The sequence below is a fragment of the Anaerostipes sp. MSJ-23 genome (assembly GCF_018918155.1).
Lineage (GTDB): Bacteria > Bacillota > Clostridia > Lachnospirales > Lachnospiraceae > Anaerostipes.
The window spans coordinates 394201-402756 of record NZ_JAHLPY010000001.1 but is presented as its reverse complement, the minus strand read 5'-3'; the positions used below and the strand labels follow the sequence as shown (position 1 = coordinate 402756).

The 8556-nt window shown below is 36.3% G+C and carries 6 protein-coding genes; 3 read left to right on the top strand and 3 right to left on the bottom strand.

The genetic code is table 11. From position 1 onward, the window contains the following. Positions 1–198 precede the first annotated feature (198 nt). Positions 199–1599, top strand: a complete 1401-nt coding sequence (locus KQI71_RS01970) for an NAD(P)/FAD-dependent oxidoreductase (RefSeq protein WP_216433536.1) — start codon at positions 199–201, stop codon at positions 1597–1599. A 43-nt stretch (positions 1600–1642) separates the two neighbouring features. On the opposite strand, the gene KQI71_RS01965 is transcribed toward KQI71_RS01970, so the two are convergent. Further along, on the bottom strand, positions 1643–2530 hold the full coding sequence (locus KQI71_RS01965; RefSeq protein WP_216433534.1) for a PHP domain-containing protein: 888 nt from the start codon (positions 2528–2530) through the stop codon (positions 1643–1645). Beyond that, on the bottom strand, positions 2527–2976 hold the full coding sequence (locus tag KQI71_RS01960) for a MarR family winged helix-turn-helix transcriptional regulator (protein ID WP_253287882.1): 450 nt from the start codon (positions 2974–2976) through the stop codon (positions 2527–2529). Before KQI71_RS01960 ends, KQI71_RS01965 begins: the two co-directional genes overlap by 4 nt. Positions 2977–3135: 159 nt before the next feature. On the opposite strand from KQI71_RS01960, the gene KQI71_RS01955 reads away from it, so the two are divergent. After that, complete coding sequence (locus KQI71_RS01955) at positions 3136–4491, top strand: citrate/2-methylcitrate synthase (protein ID WP_442859884.1); 1356 nt, start codon at positions 3136–3138, stop codon at positions 4489–4491. A 76-nt stretch (positions 4492–4567) separates the two neighbouring features. Here KQI71_RS01955 and KQI71_RS01950 read toward each other — a convergent pair whose 3' ends face one another. Beyond that, the gene (locus KQI71_RS01950) at positions 4568–5995 is read right to left on the bottom strand and encodes an alanine/glycine:cation symporter family protein (protein WP_216433530.1); all 1428 of its coding nucleotides are present in this window, start codon (positions 5993–5995) and stop codon (positions 4568–4570) included. Positions 5996–6302: 307 nt separating this feature from the next. Between KQI71_RS01950 and pflB the strand changes: the two genes are divergently transcribed. Further along, complete coding sequence (gene pflB, locus KQI71_RS01945; protein WP_216433528.1) at positions 6303–8555, top strand: formate C-acetyltransferase; 2253 nt, start codon at positions 6303–6305, stop codon at positions 8553–8555. Position 8556: the final 1 nt, after the last annotated feature.

The window sequence follows — 8556 nt, the reverse complement described above, 5'->3', positions numbered from 1 at the left end:
GCAATGGTATCTTTGGTAGTGAAAGTTTTGTAGAAGTTCATTAGTCTCATATGCTTTCGAGTATATTTGGAAGTGAATGTATATAAGAACCCAACGTGCTTTAGCTGTTGGAGTGTCAGTACAACTGGGCAATTATAAGCCTATTGCCTTTCGGTGATGGGTAGTTGACTTATAATAAGATGAAAGGAAATAAATTTTATGGAAAAAAAATATGATGTAATCTTAATTGGAGCTGGACCATCTTCTATTTTTTGTGCTTATGAATTAATGGAAAAACGTCCTGGAACAAAAATTAAGATGATAGAAAAAGGAAGAAGGATCGAAAATCGGACGTGTCCAAAACGAAATACGAAAGTATGTGTTGGTTGCCAGCCGTGTTCGATCACTACAGGATTTGCCGGAGCTGGAGCATTTTCCGACGGAAAATTATCGTTATCTCCGGACGTTGGAGGAAATCTTCCGGAGATCCTTGGATACGAAAAAACAGTAGAACTCTTAAAAGAATCCGATGATATTTATCTGAAATTTGGAGCAGATACAAAGGTATATGGAATCAATGAAGAAGATGAAATTGCAAAGATTCGAAGAAAAGCGATTCAAGCAAATTTAAAATTAATTGAATGTCCAATTCGTCACCTTGGAACAGAAGAAGGGTATAAAATTTATGCACGATTGCAAAAACATCTTCTAGATCTTGGTGTAGAAATGGAATTTAATACGATGGTCAGCGATATTCTGATTGAAGATGGTCAGGCAAAAGGTGTAGCCACAGAAAAAGGTGAGATTTATTATGCCGATCAAATCGTCGCAGCTGTTGGACGTGAAGGTTCTGAATGGCTGAGCGGTATTTGCAGAAAATACGACATCGAGACACAAGTTGGTACGGTTGATGTTGGAGTTCGTGTAGAAGTGAGAGATGAGATCATGGAGGAATTAAACAAGAGCCTTTACGAAGCAAAACTTGTTTATTATACTCCAACTTTTGATGATAAAGTTCGTGTATTTTGCAGCAATCCGTCAGGAGAAGTAGCAACAGAATATTATGAACATGGACTTGCAGTTGTTAATGGACATGCTTATAAGGCAGAAAAATATAAAACGAATAACACAAATTTTGCATTACTGGTATCAAAGAATTTTACAAAGCCATTTAAAGAGCCAATTCAATATGGAAAACATATTGCACAGTTAAGTAACATGCTTTGTGATGGGAAAATCCTTGTACAACGTTTTGGGGATTTTGTCAGGGGCAGAAGAACAACAGAGGAACGTTTGATCCGAAACAATTTGACACCGACCTTAAAAGATGCAGTGCCTGGAGATCTTTCTTTAGTATTTCCATATCGTATTATGAAGGATATCGAGGAAATGATTTATGCGTTGGATGAAGTAACACCTGGAATGGCCAGCGATGAAACATTGCTCTATGGAGTTGAAGTCAAATTTTATTCAAACAAAGTTATGGTGAATACAGATTTTGAGACAAACATTCATGGATTGAGAGCAATCGGAGACGGAGCTTCTGTCACAAGAGGACTTCAGCAAGCTTCAGCAAACGGATTAAGTGTGGCAAAGAGTATTTTAAAAATTTTAGATTAATTATAATAAAAATAGAGGAAACCGGATGAAATACCGGAATCCTCTATTTTTTATCAAGATTTTTTATTGTGTTTCGTTTCTTTTTTTCATAATAAGAAGCATTGGATGTTTGAATTGCATCAAGCAGTCGTTCTAGACCTTCCTGTGGGCAGAGAAAACTACCAAGAGGATACGGTGTTTTGGTATAAAGACCATGAAAATCTGTACCTCCGGTCATAAAAAGATCATGTTCTTTGCAGAGAGTACGGATATGCTCCATTGTTTTTTCATTATTCCTTGGATGATTTAATTCTATTCCATCCACTAGCTGTTCTTCAAGCATCATTTCCATTAACATTGGATTGTTGTATTCTCCTGGATGAGCAAGAACAACGACGCCTCCGCAGGAGCGGATCAAATCGGATGCCATTTTGACGTCCATATAATGTCTTGGAAACTGATAAGGACTTCCAGAATAAAATAATTCATCGTGAAGTTCACCGATAGGTTTTCCTGTATATCCCATAAGAGCCAGCACCTGCATGATATGTGTTTTATAAATACCGGTACTTTGTCTGGAAACTTCATAAAGCTGCTCCATAGTTATTGGATATTTTTCCATCAGAAGCTGATAAGAACGAATAACGGAATTTCGTCTTGTCTCGATGGTTTTATTTAGATGGTGCTGCAAGCGCTTTGTATCAATAGGTCCATAGCAAAGAAGATGTACATTGCAGTCGGCATCTTTATGATGTGCTGTAATTTCTGCAGCCGGAATGGTATGAATACCAAGTTCTTCTCCAAGGACCTTTGCGGCCGGAATAGAATGAGTGGATTCATGATCGGTAACAGCAATATAGTCAAGATGAATTCTTTTTGCATATTGAAAGAGTTGATCAATATCCATGGCTCCATCTGACAGGACGGTATGGCAGTGTAAATCTGCTTTCATTTTTTATCCCCCTGTATGTTTTGGTAATCTAATTTTTTTAAAATATGTAAAATATCATCAACTGCAGTTTGAAACGTCATCTGATCATCCAGTGATAGGGCATTAAATTGATCCGAAAGTTTGGAGCGGATGAGCTGTTTTTCTTGATGAATAAAGTTTGCTCCTTTTTCTGTAAGGCAAATATAAACTTTTTTTCGATTGTTTTCTTTATGAAAACGGGAAACATAGTCCTCTTTAACAAGAGGTGCGACAGCTCTGGTTGCCTGTTCCTTGGATGAAGCAAGATAAGTTGCAATTTGTGACATATTCAGAGAATCCTTTCCAGAAAGTGCAAATAAAATAAGAATCTGAGCTCTCGTTAGTGTGATCGAATGAAGATCAATCGTATTTAAGAGAAGTTTCTGGACGATCGGGAAGATCTCCATCAGTGCAGAAATGTTTTTCATAAAATAATAAAATCCTCCTTTTCATGCATTAATTCTTATTATATCATGTTCTTTATCTTGGTCAATAGTTGACAAAAATCAATTAAGAAGATATAATGATTGACAAAAATCAATTAATTTACATAGTAACCCGAAAATTTAGTATGAGTAAGGAGTGAAATTATGGAGATGAAAGAATATTATCTGAAAGAGCAGGCAGAACTATGCCGCAAAAATTGTGAAATTCATAAAGCATTGTTTCAGGAATTTGGTGTAAAAAGAGGACTGCGCGACATAAACGGTGTGGGTGTTTTGGCAGGTCTTACGAATATCTCAAATATTCAGTCTAGTAAAATGGTTGATGGAAACAAAGTGCCTTGTGAAGGAAAGCTTTTTTATCGAGGGTATGATATCAATCGTCTGGTTCAAGGCTTTTTAACAGGAGGACGTTATGGATTTGAGGAAACAGCTTATTTATTATTGTTTGGACAGCTTCCAGATCAGGAACAGCTTCACAAATTCCGAGATATGATTGCAACGGGGATGACATTACCAAAAAACTTTACAAGAGATGTTATTTTAAAGGCACCAAGTAAAGATATTATGAATTCTATGACAAAAAGTATTTTGACATTAGCATCCTATGATGAAAACCCATCAGATCTTTCGATGGAAAATGTTCTTCGTCAGTGTATGATGCTGATTAGTGTATTTCCGATGCTTGCTGTTTATGGATATCAGGCATACAATCATTATGAAAACGATGATAGTCTTTATATTCACCGCCCGGATCCAACTTGTTCTATGGCTGAAAATATTTTAAGAATGTTGCGCCCTGATAAAAAATATACACCGTTAGAGGCTAAGGTACTGGATCTTGCGCTCGTGCTCCATATGGAGCATGGAGGTGGAAATAATTCTACTTTTACAACGCATGTGGTAACATCAGCAGGTTCTGATACTTACTCTGTGATTTCGGCGGCACTTTCTTCTCTAAAAGGACCGAAACATGGAGGAGCAAATATTAAAGTTGTTGAGATGATGCGGGATTTAAGAGCAAATGTAAACGATACGGAAAATGAAGATGAAGTAAAGGAATATCTTAGAAAATTACTTCATAAAGAAGCATTTGATAAAAAAGGTCTGATTTATGGGATGGGGCATGCAGTTTATAGTATTTCGGATCCAAGAGCACAGATTTTTAAAAGTTTTGTAGAGCAGCTTGCTGTTGATAAAGGAAGAGAAAAAGATTTTCGATTGTATTCTATGATTGAAACGTTAGCACCAAAAATTATTGGGGAAGAACGTCATATTTATAAAGGGGTCAGTGCAAATGTAGATTTTTATAGTGGATTTGTTTATAGTATGCTTGATATTCCATTGGAACTGTTTACGCCGATTTTTGCCATGGCAAGAATTGTAGGATGGAGTGCTCATAGATTAGAAGAGTTGACGAATGTTGATAAAATTATTCGTCCGGCTTATAAGAGCATTGCACAAGAAAAAGAATATATAAATCTTGAAAATAGATCATAGAAAGAAAGGAAGAAGCTTCTTATAGCCTCTTCCTTTTTTAGGCAAATGCTGGAAAAAAGAGAAGGAATAAAGTAGATTAAGCATTTGCCCGGACTTTGATTTTACCCATTGCTTTTTCTTTTTCAATGACTGGTTGGAATCGGTTTACTTCTTGAGCAACCTCTTTACTCATTAAGAGTAAGCAAATCAAATTTGGAATTGCCATGAGGGCATTCATGATATCGGATAAATCCCATACAAGCTGCAATGTCTGAGTCGCACCAATAAAGACAACAAGAGAGAAAATAATACGATAAATCATATTGTATTTATGGCTCTGGAATAAATATTCAAAAGCTTTTTCTCCATGATATTCCCATCCAAGAATGGTAGAGAATGCAAATAAAATGATACCAATACCAACAAGATATTTTCCGGCAGGTCCAAGGACACTTGAGAAAGCAGCCATTGTAAGCTGAACGCCCTGAAGAGCAGCACCGGTAGAATCACATGTTCCAAGAACACCGGAAGACGCAATGGCAAGACCTGTAATTGTACAGACAACGATAGTATCAAAGAAGGTACCAGTCATATTGATATATCCTTGACGAACTGGATCATCAGTTGTAGCAGCTGCGGCAGTAATTGCAGCGGAACCAAGACCAGCTTCATTGGAGAATACACCACGAGCAACACCATAGCGGATGGAATTCATAACGGTTACAGTAATAACTCCCATAACACCACCACCAATTGCCTGCGGATGAAATGCCATAACAAAAATTTGTGCCAGACCAGCTGGAACATGCTGAATATTTAATAAAATAACAATGATTCCAGCGATTACATAGAAAACAGCCATTCCGGGAACAACAACAGAGGAAATTTTGGAAATGCTTGTGATTCCGCCAAGAATGATTACAAGTGCCAGTATTGTAATAATAATACCGGTGATCGTTGTTGAAACACCAAATACTTCATGAACAGAATTGGAAATAGAATTTGCCTGTGTCATATTTCCAATACCAAAAGAAGCAAGGACTGTAAAAAGAGCAAATAAAAATCCAAGAACTTTACCAAAAGTTTTGTTTTTTAAACCGTTGCGCATGGTATACATCGGTCCACCAGACATTTCTCCTTTTTCGTTAATGGTACGATATTTAATAGAAAGCATACATTCGCTAAATTTGGATGTCAAACCAAAACAGGCGGAAACCCACATCCATACAAGAGCTCCGGGACCACCAGCAAACATTGCGGTAGCAACACCGATGATATTTCCAGTACCAATTGTAGCTGCAAGCGCAGTCATAAGTGCAGAAAATGGAGAAACATCACCATCTCCTCGTTTTGTAGCACGAGCTTCTTTACTTAAGACACTTTTTAGTGCGTAACTAAGATTACGCCATGCTGCAAATTTTGTACGAAATGTTAGGAAGATACCTGTTCCAACAAGAAGAATAAGCATTACAGGCCCCCAGACAAAGGTATCAATATTTGTGATGATTTGAGAAATTGTTTCCATAAACTTTACCTCCGTAATTTTTTCTGAAATAAAAAAAGCAGAAAACAATTGAAAAAACTTCATTGTTTTCTGCTTTTTTTATTTATGCTTTATTATACACTTGTTTTTTTAAAATGTCCACATAAAATTTACAAAATCTTAACAGAAAGAGAAATTGAGAAAAAAAATACACAAGCTCTTAGTGAAAAAAAATGTCATATCAGTATGTTGTATTCAAAATTTAGTATGTTATAATATTGACAAGTTAGCAAGAGACTAACTTGTTGGGAAATATTTAATTTACATTCAATCAAATGGAGGAAAAAACATGAAACACTTCGAAGAATGGGAAGGATTTAAAGGAAGAATCTGGAAAGAAGAAATTAATACCAGAGATTTCATTCAAGAAAATTATCAGCCATATGATGGTGATGAAAGCTTTTTGGAAGGACCGACAGAAGCGACAGATAAATTATGGGGAATTTTACAGGGATTACAGAAAGAAGAACGTGCCAAAGGCGGAGTTCTTGATATGGATACCGATATTGTATCTTCATTAACTTCTCATGGAGCTGGTTATATTAGTGAAGAAACAAAAGATCTGGAACAGATCGTAGGTCTTCAGACAGACAAACCATTAAAACGTGCTTTTATGCCATTTGGTGGAATTAAGATGGCAGAAGAAGCATGCAGAAATTATGGATATGAGCCAAGTGCAGAGCTTCATAAGATTTTTACACAATATTCTAAGACTCATAATGAAGCAGTCTTTGATGCATATACACCAGAAATGAAAAAAGCAAGACATAACAAAATTATCACAGGTCTTCCGGATACTTATGGACGTGGAAGAATTGTTGGTGACTACAGAAGAGTTGCTTTATATGGAATCGATTATTTGTTAGAAGAAAAAGAAAATGATTTCAGCAACTGTGGATGTGGTGTCATGACAGATGATGTTGTTCGTCTTCGTGAAGAAATTGCAGAACAGAAAAAAGCATTAAAGGGAATGAAAGAAATGGCTAAAATCTACGGATTTGACATTTCAAGACCAGCTAAAAATGCAAAAGAAGCCATCCAATGGATGTATTTTGGATATCTTGCAGCAATCAAAACTCAGAATGGCGCAGCCATGAGTATTGGACGTGTTTCTACATTCCTTGATATTTATATTCAGCGTGACCTTGAAAAAGGAATTATTACAGAGAAAGAGGCACAGGAATTAGTTGATCATTTAACAATGAAATTTAGAATGGTTAAATTTGCAAGAATTCCTTCTTACAATCAGTTATTCTCAGGAGACCCAGTATGGGCAACGCTTGATCTTGCAGGTATTGGTGTGGATGGTCGTTCTATGGTTACAAAGACAGACTTCCGTTTCTTACATACATTAGAAAACATGGGACCTTCTCCAGAACCAAACATCACTGTATTATATTCTTCAGATCTTCCGGAGAACTTCAAAAAATATGCAGCTGATATTTCTATTCGTACAAGTTCTATTCAGTATGAAAACGATGACGTTATGAAACCTGTATGGGGAGATGACTATGCAATCTGCTGTTGTGTATCTGCGACAAAGACGGGAAAAGAAATGCAGTTCTTTGGAGCAAGAGCAAACCTTGCAAAATGCTTATTATATGCGATCAACGGTGGTGTTGACTGCAAGACAAAACAGCAGGTAGGACCTTCTTATAAACCAATCACAGCAGAATATCTTGACTATGACGAAGTTATGGAAAAATACGATATTATGATGGAATGGTTAGTAGATTTATATGTAAATACATTGAACTTAATTCAGTATATGCATGACAAATATTATTATGAAGCTGCTGAATTAGCATTAATGGATACAGAACTTGAAAGAACATTTGCAACAGGAATCGCAGGATTCTCACATGCGGTTGATTCTTTAAGTGCAATTAAATATGCAAAAGTAAAAACAATCCGTGATGAAGATGGATTAGTTGTTGATTATGAAATCGAAGGAGACTTCCCTAAATACGGAAACGATGATGATCGTGCAGATGATATCGCAGTATGGCTGTTAAGAACTTTCCTTGCAAAGATCAAAAAACATCATACATATCGTAATTCTGAACCTACAACATCAATTCTTACAATTACATCAAATGTTGTGTACGGAAAAGCTACAGGAACAATGCCTGATGGAAGAAAAGCTGGAGAACCTTTGGCACCTGGAGCAAACCCAAGTTATGGTGCAGAACAGAATGGTCTGTTAGCATCCTTAAATTCTGTTGCAAAACTTCCATATGAATGGGCGTTAGATGGAATTTCTAATACACAGACAATTAATCCGGATGCTTTAGGACATGAAGATGGTGAAAGAATTAATAACCTTGTAAATGTTATGGATGGATATTTCGATCAGGGTGCGCATCACTTAAATGTAAACGTATTTGGAAAAGAAAAACTGATTGATGCTATGGAACATCCAGAAAAAGAAGAATATGCAAACTTTACAATTCGTGTTTCTGGATATGCAGTTAAATTCATCGATCTGACAAGAGAACAGCAGATGGATGTAATTTCTAGAACATGCCATAAAACAATGTAAT

Coding starts and splice junctions, on each gene's coding strand:
- KQI71_RS01970 (WP_216433536.1), top strand. CDS start 199: ATGGAAAAAAAATATGATGTAATCTTAATTGGAGCTGGACCATCTTCT.
- KQI71_RS01965 (WP_216433534.1), bottom strand. CDS start 2,530: ATGAAAGCAGATTTACACTGCCATACCGTCCTGTCAGATGGAGCCATG.
- KQI71_RS01960 (WP_253287882.1), bottom strand. CDS start 2,976: ATGAAAAACATTTCTGCACTGATGGAGATCTTCCCGATCGTCCAGAAA.
- KQI71_RS01950 (WP_216433530.1), bottom strand. CDS start 5,995: ATGGAAACAATTTCTCAAATCATCACAAATATTGATACCTTTGTCTGG.
- pflB (WP_216433528.1), top strand. CDS start 6,303: ATGAAACACTTCGAAGAATGGGAAGGATTTAAAGGAAGAATCTGGAAA.